Origin of the sequence: Pantoea allii, from assembly GCF_002307475.1 — a bacterium.
Lineage (GTDB): Bacteria > Pseudomonadota > Gammaproteobacteria > Enterobacterales > Enterobacteriaceae > Pantoea > Pantoea allii.
The window spans coordinates 672,478-690,800 of record NZ_NTMH01000040.1; the positions used below are offsets into that span (position 1 = coordinate 672,478).

Annotated in this window: 12 protein-coding genes; 10 read left to right on the top strand and 2 right to left on the bottom strand. The window is 56.6% G+C overall.

Features of this window, described 5'->3' with window-relative positions; translation table 11 throughout:
* Genes nirB through cobA form a run of 3 tightly spaced genes read left to right on the top strand, consistent with a single transcriptional unit; the run spans position 1 to position 7,510 of the window.
* Entirely contained in the window at positions 1-4,074 is a 4,074-nt protein-coding gene (gene nirB / locus CMR03_RS20365) for a nitrite reductase large subunit NirB (protein ID WP_096012487.1), read from the top strand.
* Positions 4,071-6,692, top strand: coding sequence for a nitrate reductase (locus CMR03_RS20370; RefSeq protein WP_096012488.1), 2,622 nt, complete (start codon positions 4,071-4,073; stop codon positions 6,690-6,692). Before nirB ends, CMR03_RS20370 begins: the two co-directional genes overlap by 4 nt.
* Positions 6,689-7,510, top strand: a complete 822-nt coding sequence (gene cobA / locus CMR03_RS20375) for a uroporphyrinogen-III C-methyltransferase (RefSeq protein ID WP_096012489.1) — start codon at positions 6,689-6,691, stop codon at positions 7,508-7,510. The genes CMR03_RS20370 and cobA overlap by 4 nt, the downstream gene beginning before the upstream one ends.
* A 31-nt stretch (positions 7,511-7,541) precedes the next feature.
* Here cobA and CMR03_RS20380 read toward each other — a convergent pair whose 3' ends face one another.
* On the bottom strand, positions 7,542-8,354 hold the full coding sequence (locus tag CMR03_RS20380) for a DeoR/GlpR family DNA-binding transcription regulator (RefSeq protein ID WP_063879344.1): 813 nt from the start codon (positions 8,352-8,354) through the stop codon (positions 7,542-7,544).
* Positions 8,355-8,696: 342 nt separating this feature from the next.
* Here CMR03_RS20380 and CMR03_RS20385 point away from each other — a divergent pair, with 342 nt between their 5' ends.
* From CMR03_RS20385 to CMR03_RS20415, 7 genes are all read left to right on the top strand, one after another.
* Positions 8,697-9,491, top strand: coding sequence for a GolD/DthD family dehydrogenase (locus CMR03_RS20385; RefSeq protein WP_063879345.1), 795 nt, complete (start codon positions 8,697-8,699; stop codon positions 9,489-9,491).
* Between the two features lie 55 nt (positions 9,492-9,546).
* A complete protein-coding gene (locus CMR03_RS20390) occupies positions 9,547-10,482 on the top strand; it encodes a D-ribose ABC transporter substrate-binding protein (RefSeq protein WP_063879346.1) in 936 nt (311 codons plus the stop codon).
* A gap of 45 nt (positions 10,483-10,527) precedes the next feature.
* Positions 10,528-11,139 carry a DUF2291 family protein gene (locus CMR03_RS20395; RefSeq protein WP_096012490.1) on the top strand — a complete coding sequence of 204 codons (612 nt, stop codon included), beginning with the start codon at positions 10,528-10,530 and terminating at the stop codon, positions 11,137-11,139.
* A gap of 10 nt (positions 11,140-11,149) precedes the next feature.
* Entirely contained in the window at positions 11,150-12,676 is a 1,527-nt protein-coding gene (locus CMR03_RS20400) for a sugar ABC transporter ATP-binding protein (RefSeq protein ID WP_063879348.1), read from the top strand.
* A 17-nt stretch (positions 12,677-12,693) separates the two neighbouring features.
* On the top strand, positions 12,694-13,761 hold the full coding sequence (locus tag CMR03_RS20405) for an ABC transporter permease (RefSeq protein ID WP_096012491.1): 1,068 nt from the start codon (positions 12,694-12,696) through the stop codon (positions 13,759-13,761).
* A gap of 12 nt (positions 13,762-13,773) precedes the next feature.
* Entirely contained in the window at positions 13,774-14,568 is a 795-nt protein-coding gene (locus CMR03_RS20410) for an SDR family oxidoreductase (RefSeq protein ID WP_096012492.1), read from the top strand.
* Positions 14,569-14,706: 138 nt separating this feature from the next.
* Entirely contained in the window at positions 14,707-16,170 is a 1,464-nt protein-coding gene (locus CMR03_RS20415) for a YchO/YchP family invasin (RefSeq protein WP_096012493.1), read from the top strand.
* Between the two features lie 435 nt (positions 16,171-16,605).
* Here the strand turns inward: CMR03_RS20415 and CMR03_RS20420 are convergent, their stop codons facing one another.
* Entirely contained in the window at positions 16,606-17,697 is a 1,092-nt protein-coding gene (locus CMR03_RS20420; protein WP_096012494.1) for a porin, read from the bottom strand.
* Positions 17,698-18,323 lie beyond the last annotated feature (626 nt).

Consider the following 18,323-nt stretch of genomic DNA (forward strand, 5'->3'; position numbering starts at 1 on the left):
ATGAGACAACGGCTGCTGGTGGTCGGTAATGGGATGGCGGGCATGCACACGGTGGAAACGCTGTTGCAGCTGGCGCCGACGCGTTATGACATTACGGTCATTGGCCGTGAACCGCAGGGTAACTATAACCGGGTGCTGTTGTCGCCGCTGCTGGCCGGCGAAAAAACCGTTGAGCAAATCCTGATTCACGACCCTGACTGGTACGCACGCCATGGCATTCGCTTACTGACCGGAGAAACAGCGGAGCAGGTCGATGTGGCTGGACGCACCTTGCGGACCCAACAGCGCCTGCTGCACTGGGATCGTTTGATTCTGGCGACCGGATCGCAGCCGCGCATGCCGCAGGTGGCAGGTATCGATCTGCCTCACGTCACGGCTTTCCGCACGCTGGAGGATGTGGATGCACTGCTGGCCGGCAGCGGTCCGGTCGTGGTAGCCGGTGGCGGATTTCTGGGCATTGAGGCCGCGGCAGCGCTTCTGGCGCAGGGACGCCAGGTGACGCTGGTGCATCGTCAGTCGCGTTTACTGGACAGGCAACTGGACGCCAGGGCGGGAGAATTACTGCTGGCTCAGCTCAGCGCGCGCGGTATCCGCTGTGAGCTGAATAGCAGTATCGCCGCAATTGGCCCGCAGTCCGTGCTGCTTAACGATGGGCGTCAACTGGCAGCGCAACAGGTCGTTATCGCGATTGGCGTGCAGCCAGAAACCGCGCTGGCGCAGGCATCGGGCATTCCCTGCCAGCGCGGCATCCTGGTGGACCGACAGTTACGCAGCGCGCACGCTGGTATTTATGCGGTAGGCGAATGCTGTGAAATCAGCGGAGAAACCTTTGGTCTGGTTGCGCCTTGTCTGGCGCAGGCAGAGGTACTGGCAGCGCAGCTGGCCGGTTGTCCGCAGGCCGATTTCTACAGCGAAGCCACCGGCACGCGTCTCAAGGTCAGCGGCATTTCGCTGTTCAGCGCGGGCGATATTCGTGAAGCCCCGTCAATCACCAGTTTCGATCCGCTTTCCGGACACTATCGACGTCTTTTTCTGCAGCACGGACGGCTGAATGGGGTGCTGTTGTATGGCGACAGCCAGCAGGGTGCCGCGTTGCTTAACACACTGCATAACGCCAGGCAGGTCTCAATGAATACCCTGTTTGGCCTTGATGAACCTGAAACGCAGCCGCAGGCTGCAGGAAACTCCGTGATGAATCACTCTAAACCTGTATTAGCCGTCGTGGGCCACGGCATGGTCAGTCACCATTTTCTTGAACAGCTGGTGGCGCGTGGCCTGCATCAGCATTATCACATCGTGGTGTACGGTGAAGAGCGCCATTCGGCCTACGATCGGGTGCACCTTTCTGAATACTTCACCGGCAAAAATGCCGCGCAGCTCTCGCTGGTCGCTGAGGACTTTTTTGCCCAACACGACATTGAACTGCGCAGCGGTTGCCGGGTAGAGGCGATCGATCGGCAACAGCGCAGCCTGCGCGACAGCGACGGCAAAGCACTGTGCTGGGACAAACTGGTGCTGGCGACCGGTTCACGGGCGTTTGTGCCACCAGTGTCGGGGCATGAGGGCGAGCGCTGCTTTGTTTACCGCACGCTGGACGATCTGGATGCGATAGCGGCCTGTGCCGACAAAAGTCAGCGCGGTGTGGTCATCGGCGGCGGCCTGCTGGGGCTGGAAGCGGCCAACGCGCTGAAACAGCTGGGGCTGGAAACCCATGTGGTTGAGTTTGCGCCACGCCTGATGGCGGTGCAGCTGGACGAGGGCGGTGCGCTGATGCTGCGGCAGAAAATTGACGCACTGGGCGTGACGGTTCACACCTCGAAGCAGACCGAACAGATTGAGACCCAGCCCGACGGGAGCCTGGTGCTACGCTTTGCCGATGGCGGCGAACTGGCGACCGATCTGGTGCTGTTCTCGGCGGGCATCCGACCGCGTGATGAGCTGGCCCGTAGTGCCGGGATCGGTGTTGGCCCGCGCGGCGGCATTGAGATCAATGACGTCTGCCAGACCAGCGACGATGACATTTATGCCATCGGCGAATGTGCCCTGTGGAACGGACAGATTTTTGGTCTGGTGGCGCCGGGCTATCAGATGGCGCGCGTGCTGGCCGGGCATCTGGCGGACGAGCCGGCCCGGTTCAGCGGTGCCGATATGAGCACCAAACTGAAGCTGCTGGGCGTGGATGTCGCCTCCTTTGGTGATGCGCACGGCAAAACGGCAGGCAGCCTGAGCTATCACTGGGCCGATGGTCCGAAGGGCATTTACAAGAAAATCGTGGTCAGCGCCGACAGCAAACTGCTGCTGGGCGGGGTGCTGGTCGGCGACAGCAGCGACTACGCCACGCTGCTGCAAATGATGTTAAACGCCATGCCGCTGCCGGATTCCCCTGAAGGGTTGATTCTGCCTGCGCTGAACGGCGCTCCGGTCAAAGGGCTGGGCGTGGCCACGCTGCCCGACAGCGCCCAGGTTTGCTCCTGCCACAATGTGAGTAAAGGCGATATCTGCAGCGCGGTGCAGAGCGGCTGTGGCGATATGGCCAGCATTAAAAGCTGCACGAAAGCCGCAACGGGCTGTGGGGGTTGTTCGGCATTAGTGAAGCAGGTGATGGAGTTCCAGTTGGAAAACCTGGGCGTTGAGGTGAAAAAAGATATCTGCGAACACTTCGCCTATTCACGTCAGGCGCTGTACCACCTGATCCGCATCAATGAAATCAAAACCTTTGATGATCTGCTGGCGAGCCACGGACGTGGCTGTGGTTGCGAGATCTGTAAACCGCTGGTTGGGTCGCTGCTGGCCTCGTGCTGGAATGATTATTTACTGAAACCGGCCCATCTGCCGCTTCAGGATACCAACGATCGTTACTTCGCCAATATCCAGAAAGATGGCACCTATTCGGTCGTGCCGCGCGTACCGGGTGGTGAGATCACCCCACAGGGGCTGATCGCCATTGGCGAAGTGGCGGCGCGTTACGACCTCTACACCAAAATCACCGGCGGTCAGCGTATCGACCTGTTTGGCGCGCGACTGGATCAACTGCCCGACATCTGGGAAACCCTGCTGGCGGCAGGCTTTGAAACCGGCCATGCCTACGGTAAATCGCTGCGTACGGTAAAATCCTGCGTGGGCTCCACCTGGTGTCGCTATGGCGTACAGGATTCGACGGCCTTCGCCATCGCGCTGGAGAACCGTTATAAGGGCCTGCGCGCACCGCATAAAATCAAGATGGCCGTCTCGGGTTGTACCCGCGAATGTGCCGAAGCGCAGAGCAAAGACATTGGGGTGATCGCCACGGAAAAGGGCTGGAATCTGTATGTTTGCGGCAATGGCGGCATGAAGCCGCGCCATGCGGAGCTGTTTGCCAGCGATCTGGATGATGAAACCCTGATCCGGTATGTCGATCGCATTCTGATGTTCTACGTGCGGACGGCAGATCGCTTGCAGCGCACCAGCGTCTGGATGGATAACATGGAAGGCGGACTGGATTACCTGCGCGATGTGGTGATCAGCGACAGCCTCGGTATCGCGGCGCAGCTGGAGCAGGAGATGCAGCAGGTCGTGGACACCTACCAGTGTGAATGGCAGACCACGCTGGCTGAACCCTCGCGGCGGGCGCTGTTTACCGCGACGGTGAACAGCGATCATCCGGATGAAACGCTGCACTATGCCCGCGTACGCGGTCAGCGTCAGCCGCATACGGCGACCGGCATTCCGCTGATGCATCTGCCCGCTGACCCCTGGAGCGCGGTGTGTTCCCTGGAGGCGATCCCCGCCGGTGCGGGAATCGGTGCACGGCTTGGCAGCGTCCGTATTGCGCTGTTCCGCTTTGGCAGCGACTGTTACGCACTGGAAGATCGCGAGCCAGGCAGCGATGCCAGCGTCCTGTCCCGTGGCATCCTTGGCGATGTGGCGGGTGAACCTGTGGTCATTTCACCGATCTACAAACAGCGCGTGCGCCTGCGTGACGGGCAAAGTCTGGATAACCCGCAGCACCAGCTGCGTTGCTGGCCGGTGAAACTGGAAGCCGGTCAGGTCTGGGTCGCCAACCGTCCACTGAACCTCATGGCGCAGGCATCATGAAAACCACCTGTGCCTATTGCGGCGTGGGCTGTGGCGTCGAGGTGACACTGAATCACAGCGAATCTGCACAGGTGAGTGGCGATCCGTTGCATCCGGCCAATCTCGGGAGGCTGTGCGTTAAAGGGACGGCGCTGGGGGAAACCCTGACCCGGACAGGACGCTTACTGCATCCCCAAATTAACCAACAGCCGGTCAGCATGGCGGTAGCGCTGGATGCCGCCGCCGATGGACTCCGGCAGATTATCGCGGAGCATGGCCCAGAGGCGGTGGCTTTTTACGGCTCAGGCCAGCTGCTCACGGAAGATTACTATGTGGCGAACAAGCTGATGAAAGGCTTTCTTGGCGTCGCAAATATCGACACCAACTCGCGACTGTGTATGGCTTCTGCGGTGGTGGGCTACAAGCGCGCGCTCGGAGCGGATGCGGTGCCGTGCTGTTATGAGGATCTGGATCAGGCCGATGCGATCGTCATGGTCGGCTCTAACGCAGCCTGGGCACATCCGGTGATTTTTCAGCGCCTGAAACAGGCAAAACAGCAACGGCCTGAGATGCAGGTGGTGGTGATCGATCCCCGTCGCACCGCCAGCTGTGACATCGCTGATGTCCACCTGCCGCTGCGCCCGGGCAGCGATCCGGCGCTGTTTTCGGGCTTACTGCACTGGCTGGCGCAGCATCAGGGAATAGATGCGACGATGTTGCCACATCTGGACGGCGTTGAAACCACCCTGCAGGCCGCCAGCCAGTGGGGCATTGCCGAGGTCGCTGAACACTGTGATCTGACCGAGGAGCAGGTGGTGGCCTTTTATCAGCTGTTTGCCCGGCGTGACCGTGTCCTGACGTTGTGGTGCATGGGCATCAACCAGTCACAGAGCGGCAGTGACAATAACAATGCGATAATTAATGCGCATCTTCTCAGCGGAAAAATAGGCCGTCCCGGCTGTGGGCCATTTTCACTCACCGGCCAGCCCAATGCGATGGGCGGACGTGAAGTGGGCGGTTTAGCCAACCAGCTGGCGGCGCACATGAGCTTTAACGAAGCGGACTGCGATCGTGTACAGCGTTTCTGGCACAGCCCGACCATGGCGCGCCAGCCCGGACTGACCGCGGTGGCGCTGTTTGACGCGATTGAGCGAGGTGAGGTGAAAGCTGTCTGGATCATGGGAACCAATCCGGCGGTGTCAATGCCGGAAGGCAACCGCGTGGCGCGGGCGCTGGCCAACTGTCCGCTGGTGATCGTCTCCGACGTGCTGGCGCAAACGGATACCACAGCCTTTGCCCATATTCTGTTACCTGCCCAGGGCTGGGGCGAAAAAAACGGCACCGTGACCAATTCTGAACGACGTATTTCCCGCCAGCGCGCATTTGTTGCACCCGCCGGGGAGGCCAAACCCGACTGGTGGCTACTGGCGCAGGTGGCGCAGCGGCTCGGCTTCGCCCAGGCATTTAACTGGACCCATCCGGCGGCGATCTTCCGCGAGCACGCAGCGCTGTCCGGCTTTGAGAACCACGGCGAACGCGCCTTCGACATCAGCGGTCTGGCGCAGCTCAGCGATGCCGAGTGGGATGCGCTGACGCCTGTTCAGTGGCCGATCAATGCTCAACATCCGCAAGGCTGTGCCCGGCTGTTCAGCGACCGGCGTTTTTATCATGCCGATGGCAAGGCACGGCTGCTGCCACCGGTCACGCCGTCGCCGTTGGTGCGCAATGCCCGTTATCCCTTACTGATGAACACGGGGCGCATACGCGATCAGTGGCACACCATGACGCGCACCGGGCTGGTGCCTCGCCTGATGCAGCACTGTGACGAGCCTTTTGCCGCCTTGCATCCCGAAGAGGCGCGTCGTTATGGCTTGTCTGCCGGGGCGCTGGCGCGCGTGCAGTCAGAATGGGGATGGATGGTGGTGCGCGTGACGCTGGACAGCGGCCTGCGGCGCGGTGAACTCTTTGTGCCGATGCACTGGAACCGCCAGTTCAGCCTGCAAGGCAATGTCGGTGGCGTCGTCGCATCGACCCGTTGTCCGGTTTCGGCCCAGCCCGCCTTTAAACAAACGGCAGTGCGCATCCAGCCGTTAGTAACCTGCTGGCAGGGCTGGCTCTGGCAGCGCGACAGTACCGCGCCCGCCGCACTGCGCTACTGGGCGCGCACGCCGTACGCCGGTTCGCAACGTTTTGTGGTGGCCGGAGAGGCCACGCCGCAGCGTTGGCTGGCGTCTCAGTTCAACCTCGAAGGCTATCAGCTGCAAACTGCCAGCGGGGGCGATCACAGCTACCGGCTGCTGGCATGGCGCGAGGGCGAGCTGCAACTGGCATTTTATGCCGATCGGCGTTTACCCGAGGTAGATCACGATCTGGTTGCCCTGGCCTTTCGTCAGGCCCCCGCGGACGCGGCTGAACGTCATGCCTTGCTGGCGGGGCAGGCGGCGCAGAGCCCTGCGACTGGCCGCCTTATCTGTAGCTGTTTTGGCGTAGGCGAACAAACGATATTGCATGCCATTAGCCAGGGTTGCCACAGCACCCAGGCTCTGGGCAAAACGCTCCAGTGCGGCACCAACTGCGGCTCCTGCTTGCCGGAGCTAAAACACCTTCTGCTTTCCGTCTCTGTCCCGGAGGAATTATGACGCTGGCAATACACGCTTTAGATAAACTGCTGGCGCCTGAGAAGGCGTCCAGCGCAGGACGCGTCTGGTTAGTGGGTGCCGGACCGGGGGATGTCGATCTGCTCACGGTGAAGGCGCTACGTTTGCTGCACCGTGCTGAAGTGGTGGTCTATGATCGCCTGGTCAGTGAGGCGGTCATGGCAGAAGTGCCAGACAGCGCGCTTTGTATTGACGTCGGCAAACGGCCCGGTCATCACGGCCTGAAACAGGCACAGATCAATCAACTATTAGTCGATCTGGCCACCAGCGGGCGCAACATCGTTCGACTGAAGGGCGGCGATCCCTTTATTTTTGGTCGCGGTGGTGAAGAGATGGTGAGCCTGCAGCAGGCCAACATTGTCTGCGAAGTGGTGCCTGGTATCACCGCCGCCGTGGGGTGCGCCGCCGCAAGCGGGATTCCGCTTACGCATCGGGATTGTGCTCAGTCACTGCGCTTTATCACCGGACACGGACGCAGCGGAGAGCCTCAACTGGATGCCGCCGCACTCTCAGCCACTAACCAGACGCTGGTGTTTTACATGGGGCTGAGCTGGAGCAGCGTGATTAGCGCCCGGTTGTGTGAGTACGGTCGCAGGGAGGATACGCCGGTAGCGATTATTGAAAACGGCACGCGCCAGGATCAGCGGGTGCTGATCACCACGCTGGCAGGGCTGCCGGAGACTATTGCGCAGCAACAACCGGTTTCCCCCTCATTGCTGATCGTTGGCGATGTCGTCCGCTACTACCGTGCCGATCTGCTTGCCCAACACTGTACAGAGGCGGCTATCCGCCAGGCGTAATAGCCAGGTTGTGACCGGATGCGCGGTGACATCAGGGGGCGCGGCGAGCGGGTAGCGGGGCGACCAGAACCTTCACGCCCAGCGCTTCAAACGCGCTGATGTGGGCCTGACTGATCCCGCTGTCGGTAATCAGGTAGTGAATATGGCTCCAGTCGCAGGGGAGCGCAAACATCGACACTTTATCAATCTTACTGGAGTCGGCCACCACGTAGACGGTGCTGGCGGATTTGATCATCGCCATTTTCACTTTGATATCGGTTTCGCTGGGAAAGCTCAGGCCGAGACGTGGCGAGATACAGGCGGTGGCGAGAAACAGCTTCTCCGACAGCACATTCTCAAAGAAGCTGGCGGCCTTGTCACCGGAGGTCGAAAGCGTCGGAAATTTAAACGTACCGCCCGTCAGCAGCACATTGATCCCTGGCTCGCCGCCCAGCTTCAGGGCGATATTCACGGCGGTCGTCACCACCGATAAACGCCGGATATGGCTGATGGCATCGGCGATAGCCGTGGTGGTGGTGCCGGAATCGAAAATCACCGTATCACCGTTTTCGATATGCTGGGCTGCCAGGCGTCCAATCGCGTCTTTTTCTTCCATGTGGGTCTGACGTTCCAGCTGCAGCAGGCCGGTATTCTGCTTGCCCGTCATCAGGGTCGCGCCGCCGTGATAACGCTGCACAAAGCCCTGCTTTTGCAGCATTCGCAGGTCGGTGCGCAGCGTGGCTTCGGTCAGTCCGAACGTCTTCGTCAGGGCTTTCACCGTCACCGTCCCGTCTTCCCGAATCATCTCCAGGATCTTTTCACGGCGCTGTTGCATTTCAGCTAACTGCTCAGTTTTGCTTTTCAATCGAAACGCTCCCTCTTTTAATCGCATCGGGCTTATGGCGATAACGCGTTGTCGCAGAGTTTAACCCGCAGGTTTCGCCTTTGCGAGTCGGCAAATAAAGATGTTTATTTTCGTTCGAAAGTATAGACGCGTCACTTTTCATGACTTTTGCATCCGTTACAGCAGTGCAATCCCTCTCTTTCTGCCTGTTTGCAACCGCGATCACGCGCTTTTAACCGAATAACGCCGTCAGACAGGCAGTGTTGCGAAATTTGATCTTAGCCACATTAACCATCAATTCGATAGCTTATATTTTTGTTCGAAAATGAATGCGGCAAATAAAATACCAAAGAGGACAGGCGGATGAGCGGTGAATATGACGTTAACCTGCGCTATGGCGTAGATACCACAATGAATCTGAGCGGCAAAGTGGCCGTGGTAACGGGCGGGCTGGGCGGTATCGCCATGGCCAGTAATCAGATGCTGCTGGAGAAAGGGGCGAGCCTGGCGCTGCTTTATCCGCCCTTTGAAGCGGATAAGGTCGACAGTGCGCGCGCAGCCCTGGCCGGACAGGTGCAGTTTATTTGCTGCGATGTAACCGATCCTGCCGACGTTGAGCAGGCTTTCGATGCCATTGTTGAACACTACGGTCATCTCGACATTCTGGTGAACTGTGCCGGCTACGTGATGCTTCAGCCGGTGCTGGAAACCGATTTTGCCGAATGGCAAAAACAGATCGCCGTGAACCTGACCGGGCCGTTTCTCTGCTCACAGGCCGCGGGCAAACGTATGGTCAACGCCGGAAACGGCGGCAAAATCATTAATATCGCCTCACAGGCGGCGTCCATCGCCATCGACAACCACGTCGCTTACACCTCTGCCAAAGCCGGTTTGCTGGGCATGACCAAAGTGATGGCGAAAGAGTTCGCCCCGCACCGGATTAACGTTAATACCCTGTCGCCCACCGTGGTGCTCACCCCCATGGGCGAAAAAGCCTGGCGCGGCGAGAAGGGCACCGAAATGAAAAAACTGATCCCTTTAGGTCGCTTTGCCTATACCGACGAGATTGCCGCTGCCGTGCTGTTTTTTGCCAGCAACGGCAGCGACATGATCACCGGTGCCGATCTGATGATCGACGGTGGCTTTACCATCTGGTAAGGCCACCACCAGGCGCCCGTTTCCCCCTGCCATAACGACAATAGCGAGACACACCATGAAAAAAACGACGTTGCTCTGCACCACGCTTGCCGCCTGTTTGTTTTCTCACACCGCGCTGGCGGTTGAAAAAGGCACCATCATGATTTTGGTTAACTCACTGGACAACCCCTATTACGCCTCCGAGGCGAAGGGCGCAAATATGAAAGCTCAGGAACTGGGCTACAAGACTTCGGTGCTCTCTCACGGGGAAGACGTGAAGAAGCAAAATGAACTGATTGATGCGGCTATTGGCAAAAAAGTGCAGGGCATTATCCTGGACAACGCGGACTCCACGGCCAGCGTGGCAGCCATCCAAAAAGCCAAACAGGCCGGTATTCCAGTGGTGCTGATCAACCGTGAAATTCCGGTGGATGATGTGGCGCTGGAGCAAATTACCCACAATAACTTCCAGGCCGGTTCCGATGTAGCCAACGTGTTTGTCGAGAAGATGGGGGAAAAAGGGAAATACGCCGAGCTGACCTGCAACCTCGCGGACAACAACTGCGTCACCCGTTCAAAATCCTTTCACCAGGTGCTGGAACAGTATCCCGATATGCAGAGCGTTGCGCGCCAGGATGCCAAAGGCACACTCATCGATGGCAAGCGCATTATGGACAGTATTCTGCAGGCTCACCCGGATGTGAAAGGGGTTATCTGCGGTAACGGCCCGGTGGCGCTAGGCGCGATTGCCGCCCTGAAAGCGGCCGGACGCAACGACGTGGTAGTAGTGGGAATTGATGGCAGCAACGATGAACGCGATGCGGTACAGGCCGGAACGTTAAAAGCCACTGTGATGTTACAGGCGCAGGCGATAGCGGCTCAGGGCGTGACAGACCTGGATAACTATATCCAGAAAGGCACGAAACCGGAGAAACAGCGCGTGATGTTTCGCGGCATTCTGATCACACCGGAAAATGCAAAAAACGTACAGGACTTTAACTACAAGTCGTAATCCATCGTTGTCGCGCCCGTACTGACGGGCGCCAGGGAGAATGTCATGTACAACCGACTCTGGCTGATACCGATCGTGATGGCGCTCGGTGGCTGTCGCATTGTGTCGCAGCAGGAACTGGCGGATCTTAAGAACCCACCCAATCCCCATATGGCCCATATCAATCAACTCTGGCAGCAGACGTTAGTGCCACAAATCGTCGCGCAGGCGAAACCGCTGAGTGAGTTCACACAGCGCCTGCAGTCAGAGAAGGATCTGGACAGCGCCTGTCGCGCGCTGGGCTATCGGGCGCAGAGCGAGAATCCCTGCATATTTAGCGTCAGCGTGAGCGGGGAAGTCACCGCGCTGGATACCGCCTCGCGCAACGGCAAAATGAAAATTAAAGACGCATCAGGTGACACTGTCACGGTTCAGGTTGGGCCGATCATTCGCGGAACGGCATTGCGGGATGCCTACAAAGGGGCCAGCTATCAGGACTTTAACGATCAGGTGCTGTTCAGCGACTTTGGCAAAGCGATCAATCAGCAGGCGGTCACCATGATGCACAACGCCGGGGTAAAACCCGGTGACCGGGTTAACGTGGTGGGCGTTTTTAGCAGCTGGGATATCCCGCATACGCTACCCGATATCACGCCAGCCCACATCACGCGTCAGTAAGGAGTTGATCATGCAGGTTACTGAGCAGCAAGACGACGTCATTATTGAGACGCGGGGCCTGTCGCGGGTCTATCCGGGCGTGACCGCCCTTGATCAGGTTAACTATCGGGTTTATCGCAACAAGGTCAATGTGCTCATCGGGGAAAACGGCGCCGGTAAATCCACCATGATGAAGATGCTGGCAGGGGTGGAAAGTCCGTCGTCTGGCGACATTTTGCTGGATGGCAAACCTGTCAGGCTGCATTCCACCCAACAGGCCGAAAAACTGGGCATCAGCATCATCTTTCAGGAGCTGAACCTGTTCCCGAATATGAATGTGATGGACAACATCTTTATCGCCAACGAGTTCTTCCAGCGCGGCGTTATCAACGAAAAGTATCAGTATCAGCTGGCAAAAGCCTTGCTGGAACGGCTTGAGCTGGACGTCGATCCCTATGCTGCGCTGGATGCGTTGGGCATTGGTCATCAACAGTTGGTCGAGATTGCCCGCGCGCTGTCGAAAGATACACGCGTGCTGATTATGGATGAGCCGACCAGCGCCCTGAGTCAGTCAGAGGTCAAAGTGCTGTTCAACGTCATTGAACAGCTCAAACGACGCGGCGTCACCATCATCTATATCTCGCATCGGCTGGAGGAGCTGATGGAGATTGGCGACCACATTACGATTTTCCGGGATGGCCGTTTTATCGCCGCGCGTGAAGTGCGCGACGTCAGCGTGCCCTGGATCATTGCGCAAATGGTCGGGGACAAGAAAAAACATTTTGACTATCAACCCGCTCCTCAGGGCGACAGGGTGCTGCAGGTGAATGGCCTGACCGCCCTGCATCAAAACGGTGGCTACCGGCTCAACGCGGTGAGCTTTAGCCTGCACAAGGGGGAAGTGATAGGGATTTATGGCCTGCTGGGGGCCGGGCGAACCGAGCTGTTCAAGGGACTTACAGGATTACTGCCTTGTCAGAGCGGGGATATCCAGTTAAGCGGTCAGCGGTTGGACAACTGCAGTTTTCAGCAGCGCCTTAAGCGCGGTATCACCTTGGTGCCTGAGGATCGTAAAGGTGAAGGCGTTATCGAACTGATGTCGATCACCGCTAACATGACGCTCTCCAGTCTCAGCCTGCGCGGCTTTCGACGCGCACTGGGCATCGTGCATCCTGACAAAGAGCGGCAGCGTGTGAATGAAATGATTCAGCACCTGGCGATTAAAGTCAGCGACAGCGAGTTACCCATCAGTGCGTTAAGCGGCGGAAACCAGCAGAAAGTGGTACTGGGAAAAGCCTTGATGACCGGGCCAAAAGTGGTGCTGCTGGATGAGCCTACCCGCGGCATAGATGTGGGTGCCAAGACCGATGTTTATCACCTGATTGGCAAACTGGCGCAGCAGGGGCTGGCGGTGATGTTTTCCTCGTCGGAACTGGATGAGGTCATGGCGCTTGCTGACCGGATTCTGGTGATGGCCGACGGTCGCATTACTGCCGATCTGCCCCGTGCCGATGCAACGCGCGAAAAACTGATTAGCGCGTCCACCCCGCAAGCCTGAGGTTGCTGGAGAATAAGATGAACCAAAAATATCTGCTGTACATGTACTTACTCAAGGCGCGCACCTTTATTGCGCTGCTGATCGTGGTCGGCTTTTTTAGCGTAATGGTGCCTAATTTTCTTACGCCGTCGAACCTGCTGATTATGACCCAGCATGTGGCGATTACCGGGCTGCTGGCAATTGGTATGACGCTGGTGATCCTGACCGGTGGCATCGACCTGTCGGTCGGGGCCGTTGCCGGGATCTGTGGCATGGTGGCGGGTGCCTTACTCACTGTGGGCGTGCCGCTGTGGGGCGGGGATCGGCTGTTTCTTAACGTGCCGGAAGTGATTCTCGTCGTGGCGCTGTTCGGGATGCTGGTCGGCATGGTTAACGGCGCGATGATTACCCGGCTTGGCGTAGCACCCTTTATCTGCACACTGGGCATGATGTATGTCGCCCGCGGCGCGGCGCTGCTGTTTAACGATGGTGCGACCTACGCCAATCTGGTGGGCATTCCGGCGCTGGGCAATACCGGCTTCTCGTTACTGGGTTCTGGCACCGTGCTCGGGGTGTTTATTCCCATCTGGCTGATGATTGGCTTTTTACTTCTTGGCCTGTACCTGACGCGTAAAACGCCGCTTGGGCGCTATATCTATGCCACCGGCGGTAATGAGTCGGCAGCGCGGCTGGCGGGCGTGCCCATTATCAAAGTGAAAGTGTTTGTTTATGCCTTTTCCGGGCTGTGCGCGGGATTAGTGGGGTTGGTGGTGGCTTCTCAGTTACAGACCGCGCATCCCATGACGGGCAACATGTTTGAGATGGACGCCATCGGTGCCACGGTGCTCGGCGGAACGGCGCTGGCCGGGGGACGCGGGCGCGTATCAGGTTCCATTATTGGTGCCTTCGTTATCGTTTTTCTGGCCGATGGCATGGTGATGATGGGCGTCAGTGATTTCTGGCAGATGGTGATCAAGGGCGTGGTGATTGTGACCGCCGTGGTGATTGACCAGTTCCAGCAGCGTTTACAAAGCAAAGTGATATTACTGCGCCGTCATGAAAAAAAGCAGCCAGTGACGCCGCAAGCTGACATCCGTCATGGATAACAGGAGAGAACAATGACCCGAGATTTCAATGGAAAAACGGTAGTGATCACCGGTGCCTGCCGCGGTATCGGCGCAGGCATTGCTGCCCGCTTTGCCCGCGAGGGTGCAAACCTGGTGATGTTGTCCAATTCCGAACGCGTATTTGCCACCGCCGACAGTCTGCGTCCCCTTGCCGCCTCGATTTTGGCCCTGCAGGTGGATGTAACCGACGAAGGCGAAGTGCAGCAGGTGTATCAGCAGGCATTTGAGCGCTTTGGCCGGATCGACGTCTCCATTCAAAATGCAGGCGTGATTACCATTGATACGGTCGACAACATGCCCAAAAGCGATTTCGAACGTGTGCTGGCTGTGAACACCACCGGTGTCTGGCTGTGCTGTCGTGAAGCCGCCAAATACATGGTGCAGCAAAACGGCGGCAGCCTGATTAATACCTCTTCAGGCCAGGGGCGCAAAGGCTTTATCTATACGCCGCACTACGCTGCCAGCAAGATGGGGGTGATTGGCATTACGCAAAGTCTGGCGCTGGGGCTGGCGCGCTGGAATATTACGGTCAATGCGTTTTGCCCTGGCATCATTGAAAGTGAAATGTGGGATTACAACGATCGCGTCTGGGGCGAAATTCTCAGCACGGAGCATAAAACCTACGCTAAAGGCGAGCTGATGGCGGAGTGGGTGGAGAACATTCCTCTTAAGCGGGCCGGGCAACCTCAGGACGTCGCAGGGCTGGTGGCTTTTCTCGCATCGGATGATGCGCGTTACATTACCGGGCAAACCGTGAATGTGGATGGCGGGCTGATATTTTCCTGAAACCGGGACGCCACCGGCCCGCTGTGCACAGGGTCGGTGGCTGCCTTCAGCACAAATATCGAGTCAAGTCATGAATCTGGGTCACATTATGCTAAAATAATCAGCGCTGGTTTTGTTTTTCTTTCAGAAAACCACCTGATGATTTTTCTGCCCGGACGTAATGATTTGATGCTTAAACCTGTGACTTTCTTTCTGGCTTCACTGACCACGCTTGCAGCGCTGCCTGCCGGTGCGCTGCAAACGGACAATCAGGTGCCAGAAACCCCCTTTGGCGATCCTGCGCGCTTTCAACATTCACTGGACGACCTTCCTTCTTTGGGCAACGTCGAAGATAACAACGAATGGAGCGAAAGGCTGGCGAAGGCGGCCAAAAGCATCGCGGAAGCCAGCGAAAGCAGCAGTGATTTAACCCTGGGCGAGCAGGCCGGGCAGTGGGCTTTTGAACGACTGCGCGATGAAGTGGCTACGCGGGTTGAGAATGAAGGCCAGTCTCTACTGTCACCTTATGGCAACGCCGAGTTCAACTTAAACGTCGATATGGACGGTAACTTTGAGGGCACCGGCGGCAATCTGTTTAGCCCGCTCGCCGACAGAAATCACTCTCTGACGTTCAGTCAGCTCGGGCTTCATGACTCCATTGAAGGTGTGGTAGGCAATGCGGGGCTGGGTCAGCGCTGGGACGCGGGCAACTGGTTGGTGGGATATAACGGTTTTATCGATCGCAGTTTTCGCAGTGGACTTCAGCGAGCGTCAGTCGGCACCGAGGCCTGGAGCAGCAATCTGCGGTTGTCTGCTAACTACTATCATCCGCTGTCGGGATGGCGTAATCGCGGTGACAGCCAGCAATATCGCATGGCCGAAGGCTACGACATCACCAGCCAAAGCTATTTGCCGTTTTACCGTCAACTGGGTGTGTCATTCAGTTATCAGCAATACCTTGGCGAAAAGGTTGACCTGTTTAACAGCGGCAATCGCTACCATAATCCGGCCGCGCTTTCGCTTGGGCTGTCTTATACGCCGGTGCCGCTGGTGACCTTCTCGGCCAGCCATAAAACCAGCAGTGCCGGTGAGAGCCAGGACCAGCTTGGCCTGAAGCTTAACTATCGCTTTGGTGTGGCGCTGAGCAAGCAGTTGGATGCCAACAACGTGGCCGAAGTGCGTTCGTTGCGCGGCAGTCGCTACGACACCGTTACGCGTAGCCAAAACCCGGTGATGGCTTACCGGCAGCGTAAGACGTTATCGGTTTTCCTGGCGACGCCACCCTGGCAGCTCAATCCTGGCGAAAGCGTACCGCTTAAGCTTCAGCTGCGCGCCAGTAACGCGATTAAGTCGCTTAGCTGGCAAGGGGACACCCAGGCGCTGAGCCTGACATCGCCGCCAAATAATAATGCGACCGACGGCTGGAGCGTGATTGTTCCGCCCTGGGACAGCACGCCAGGTGCCAGCAATGAGTACCGTTTGTCGGTCACGGTGGAAGACAGTAAACAGCAACGCGTAACGTCAAACTGGATCACCCTGCAAGTGAAACCGCCTTTGTCGATGGATGAACCGCCTGGCGGAACAATGTCGTCCTCCGCCAGCGGGCTGAGTTTCACGGAATAACGGCAAAATAAAGTGTGATTTGCGTCATGCTTTTTTTGCTGGACACTACGCACTAGCCTTCACAGAAGCGGCAAAAACACGACCTGTCTGCATAACAAGATTCGTCATCTACCCGATCTCTGGGTGAGCCGCCTGTTGCTCTGGCACCTGACCTGCACCTGATGACGCCACAGGAAGCGAGGTTTATTTCCTGCTTGTTTTGTCGCTGGCTACGCAGGCAGACGACCGGGGATGCCGTTTGGGGATAAAATCACCCTCTGCCGATGGAACAATCTGCATCGATATTGAAATCTACCTGCGTGAAAGGCGTGAAAGGCGGGGGGAGCGGGCCGATGCAGCCGAATCGCTTTTATCGATTGCCGCTGATATGCCGTGTTCTAAAGAAAAACGGCCCGTCAGACACAGGCCGGGCCGTTGAACAATGAGGGAAAGCGATTAGAACTGGTAAGTCAGGCCCACTGCCGTGATGTCATCTGTCGCCAGACCCAACGGATTATTTTTCTTAAGCAGGTTGATACGGTATTCACCGTACACTGACATGTTTTTGTTAAAGTAGTAAGTCGCACCTACAGAAGAGTATTTATACAGGTCGGCATCACCGATCCCTTCAATATCTTTGCCTTTAGAGGTCACATAACTTACAGAAGGGCGCAAGCCATTCAGGAACTGATACTGTGCAACAAATTCCATATTCTGCGCTTTGTTGGCAAAGCCAGTAGCACTTGTTGGCATTGGTGTGGCGTTAAGCGTTTCACCGTACATCGCCGCCAGATAAATCTGGTTGGCATCATACTTGACAGACGTTGCCCATACCTGACCTTTGTCGCCGCGACCGAAGGTGGCTGCGTTTTGTGCCTGAGTACGTTGCAGGCTGGCGTAAGCACCAGCAAAACTCAGACCAAAATCAAAGTCATAAGAGGTAGACAGCGCATAACCATCGCCATTCGCACGACTGACTTGCAGACCCGCATTGTTGGTCGTGGTGCGATCGTTCTTGCCTTCGTACTGCGCCGCGATGTTCCAGCCTTTGACCAGACCAAAGAAGTCTTTGTTGCGCCACGTCAGCACACCACCTGAGCGAGCAGTCAGGAAGGCGTCGTTGTAGGCAGAATCACCGCCCCACACCGGCAACATATCGGTATAGCTTAATGCGTCATAGACCAGACCGTAGTTACGGCCGTAGTCCAGTGAACCCAGCTCGCCATATTTCAGACCGGCATAACCCAAACGGGTTTTGTTGCCAGTATTTGCATCCGCACCTTCAGAGTTTTTCAGGCTGTACTGGTACTGCCAGAAACCGTAACCCGTGAGTTTATCGGTAATGGCGGTTTCGCCTTTAAAACCGATACGGGCATAGGAATTGATATCGCCGTTATTTGACTGATCGTCAGAAAAGAAGTGCGAAACGTTAACCTTGCCCTGTAAATCCAGCTTATTCCCGTCTTTATTATAAATCTGTGCGGCCTGAGCAGTAGACAGACCGATCAGTAACGGCATTAATGCCGCCACTAATGTGCGCTTCATCATTTATTATTTACCCTGTGGTTATATTATTATTTCCCCTCTTTTGGGGTGAAAAGAAAATGACACAAATTGTTAATTCAGCCTAGCGCAATAAGTGTAACTAAATGTGTGCCCAGGGGAACTAAATCTCAATAAAGCCAATTCGGCGGCCATCGTGCGCCTGTCAGTGTTTTTTCTTATGACCCCGTTAGCAATGTAAAGGATAAAAAGGCATATAAAACAGGGGATTGTTGATTTCATCGGGAAGGGATAAAGCAATATGGCAAAAAAATGATAACACCAGCCATCTTGCTTGAATAATAAACGCATTTTGTATGATAAATAAACAATAAAGATTTTTCATCTAATCATTAGCGCGCTTATTAATAATTTATTCAGCGCTAAATAATTTATTAATGTTCTGATGATAACCCGGGAAACAATATTAATGGCTTCGCATAAGTATATTTAAACAAATAAAGAGAGCATATTTTAATCACCCGCCAGTAATAACCTGGGTTATTACTCGGCTTATTGCGTTTACTTTTCTACGGATATTGATCACAGCCTGCACTACACACAGGCAACTGCCCCATTTTGAGGCGGTTTCTGCACGTTTTTGAGCAGATAATTTATCAGCGATCACAAAA

Excerpts from the sequence above, each read along its gene's own strand:
- nirB (WP_096012487.1), top strand. The coding sequence starts at position 1 with ATGAGACAACGGCTGCTGGTGGTCGGTAATGGGATGGCGGGCATGCAC.
- CMR03_RS20370 (WP_096012488.1), top strand. The coding sequence starts at position 4,071 with ATGAAAACCACCTGTGCCTATTGCGGCGTGGGCTGTGGCGTCGAGGTG.
- cobA (WP_096012489.1), top strand. The coding sequence starts at position 6,689 with ATGACGCTGGCAATACACGCTTTAGATAAACTGCTGGCGCCTGAGAAG.
- CMR03_RS20385 (WP_063879345.1), top strand. The coding sequence starts at position 8,697 with ATGAGCGGTGAATATGACGTTAACCTGCGCTATGGCGTAGATACCACA.
- CMR03_RS20390 (WP_063879346.1), top strand. The coding sequence starts at position 9,547 with ATGAAAAAAACGACGTTGCTCTGCACCACGCTTGCCGCCTGTTTGTTT.
- CMR03_RS20395 (WP_096012490.1), top strand. The coding sequence starts at position 10,528 with ATGTACAACCGACTCTGGCTGATACCGATCGTGATGGCGCTCGGTGGC.
- CMR03_RS20400 (WP_063879348.1), top strand. The coding sequence starts at position 11,150 with ATGCAGGTTACTGAGCAGCAAGACGACGTCATTATTGAGACGCGGGGC.
- CMR03_RS20405 (WP_096012491.1), top strand. The coding sequence starts at position 12,694 with ATGAACCAAAAATATCTGCTGTACATGTACTTACTCAAGGCGCGCACC.
- CMR03_RS20410 (WP_096012492.1), top strand. The coding sequence starts at position 13,774 with ATGACCCGAGATTTCAATGGAAAAACGGTAGTGATCACCGGTGCCTGC.
- CMR03_RS20415 (WP_096012493.1), top strand. The coding sequence starts at position 14,707 with ATGATTTTTCTGCCCGGACGTAATGATTTGATGCTTAAACCTGTGACT.
- CMR03_RS20420 (WP_096012494.1), bottom strand. The coding sequence starts at position 17,697 with ATGATGAAGCGCACATTAGTGGCGGCATTAATGCCGTTACTGATCGGT.